The 2,045-nt window shown below is 69.2% G+C and carries 2 protein-coding genes and 1 pseudogene; all 3 read left to right on the forward strand.

The features are described 5' to 3' along the window. A partial coding sequence (gene cmk / locus ACMO6A_RS11400) for a (d)CMP kinase (protein WP_418471291.1) occupies positions 1-678 on the forward strand: 678 nt, incomplete at its 5' end. Continuing rightward, positions 675-1,550, forward strand: coding sequence for a lysophospholipid acyltransferase family protein (locus ACMO6A_RS11405; RefSeq protein WP_009608380.1), 876 nt, complete (start codon positions 675-677; stop codon positions 1,548-1,550). The genes cmk and ACMO6A_RS11405, both read left to right, overlap by 4 nt. Further along, positions 1,547-2,045: pseudogene (locus ACMO6A_RS11410) on the forward strand (4-hydroxy-3-methylbut-2-enyl diphosphate reductase); the annotation flags it as partial. The gene ACMO6A_RS11405 and the pseudogene ACMO6A_RS11410, both read left to right, overlap by 4 nt.

Below are 2,045 nucleotides of genomic sequence, written 5' to 3' on the forward strand. Positions count from 1 at the left end.
GACGACGCGGCGCTCGGGCAGCTGGCCCGTATGCACGACATCGCGTTCGGGCACGAGCCGGGCGACCCGGCCCCCAAAAGCGTGTCCATCGGCGGCGAGGACGTCACGCGCGCCATCCGCACGGCCGAGATCGACCGCGCCGTGAGCCCCGTGTCGGCCGCGCCCTCCGTGCGCGCGGCGCTCGTTGAGCAGCAGCAGCGCATCGGCCGCGCGGGCGACTACGTGGTGGAGGGCCGCGACATCGGCACCACCGTGTTCCCCGAGGCTCCGGTGAAGGTGTTCCTCACCGCATCGGCTGAGGAGCGCGCGCATCGCCGCGTGCGCCAGAACGTCGACCGCGGCGTGGGCTCCGTCGACTACGACGAGGTGCTCACCGACATCCGCCGTCGCGACGATCAGGACTCCTCGCGCGCCACCTCGCCTTTGCGCCCGGCCGACGATGCCGTGCGCCTGGATTCCACCGGCCGCTACATCGAAGAGGTCATCGAGGACATTTGCTCCCTTGCTCTACGAGCAAGGGAAAGAGCCGACGCTGCGGCTTCCACCAGCACCCGATCCGCGGCCGCTGGTGGAAGCTTGCGTACCGAAGTACGCGGCGCTTCCGCCAGCGATTCCAGCTCGGGCACCGCGGAAACCCTCGCTGACCTTGCGAACGACCAGGAGGGTTCCTGTCGATGAGCCTGTTCCTCCCGTACGAGAAGATGTGGGACATGCCGCTGGGCGGCACGTCCGATGAGAAGCGGGTGCCGCACTGGGCCGGCAACCTCATCTGGGGCTTCTTGGCTTTCGTGTTCAAGATCTGCTTCCGCTACCGGGTCGACCACCGCGAGAGTTTGCGCGGCTTCAAGGACAAGACCGGCGTGGTGGTCGTCGGCAACCATACGTCGTTCCTCGACGTGGCGTTTATGTACCTGGCCGGACGGCCCTCGCAGTGGGTGCGCTTCCTCGGGCGCGAGAACCTGTTCGGCAACGCGCACGGCCTGGTGGGCCAGGTGCTGTCGCGCGTGGGCGCGTTTCCCATCAAGCGCGACGCGGCCGACCGCACCGCCATCAAGCGCGCCACGCGCATGCTGAAGAGCAACGAGATCGTGGGGATCATGCCCGAGGGAACCCGTCGCGGCAAAAGCGATCGCACGCCTGAGCTGCACTCGGGAGCCGCGTTCATCGCGAAGATGGGGCACGCGCCCATCCTTCCCATGACCGTGCGCAACGCCGAGCACGTGAAGCACAAGGGCGAGCGCTTCCGTTTCCCGAAGATCACCATCGAGTACGGCGACCCCGTCCTCGTCGAGGACTTCGACTTCCTGCCGAAGGAAGACCGCTTGGACGGCTGCTCGTGGTACGCCATGCGCGAGTGCTTCGCGCTGTCGCTGAACGTGCCGCGCGAGCAGGTGGACATGCCGGCGCTGTTCCCCGGCGGCAAGGACTTCACAGCCGTGTTCTCCGAGCACCCCGTCCCGCATCATACGACGGCCGAGGTCGTCGCCGGCATCGAGGCCAAGGCAGTCGCGAAGGCGACGAAGGCGGCGAAGGTTCAGGAGGTCGCATGAGAGTGGTGAAGGCAAGCTACGCCGGGGCGTGCTACGGCGTGCAGCGCGCGCTCGACATGGCCGTCGAGGCCAGCGCCAGCGGCGAGGGCGCATCCACGTTGGGCCCGCTCATCCACAATCCGCAGGTGGTGGCCGAACTGGCGGCGCGCGGCATCCGCGCGGTCGACGGCCCCGAGAACGTCGAGCGCGGCTCGGTGATCATCCGCAGTCACGGCGTGACCCCCGCGGTGCGCCGCGCGGTGGAAGAACGCGAGCTGCCCCTCATCGACGCCACGTGCCCGCACGTCGCCCGCGCACAGAAGGCCGCCGCCGATCTCGCACGCCGCTGCGGCTGCGTCGTGGTGGTGGGGGAGGAGGGCCATCCCGAGGTGGAAGGCCTTGTGGCCTACGCGCGCGAAGCGGGGGGCGAGGTGTTCGTGGTCGCCGCCCCGGGCGACCTGCCTGCGAGCATCGAGGCGCCGGTGGGCATCGTCGTGCAGACGACGCAAACCCGCG

The sequence above is a fragment of the Eggerthella sp. genome (assembly GCF_048329335.1).
Taxonomy (GTDB): Bacteria; Actinomycetota; Coriobacteriia; order Coriobacteriales; family Eggerthellaceae; genus Eggerthella; species Eggerthella lenta.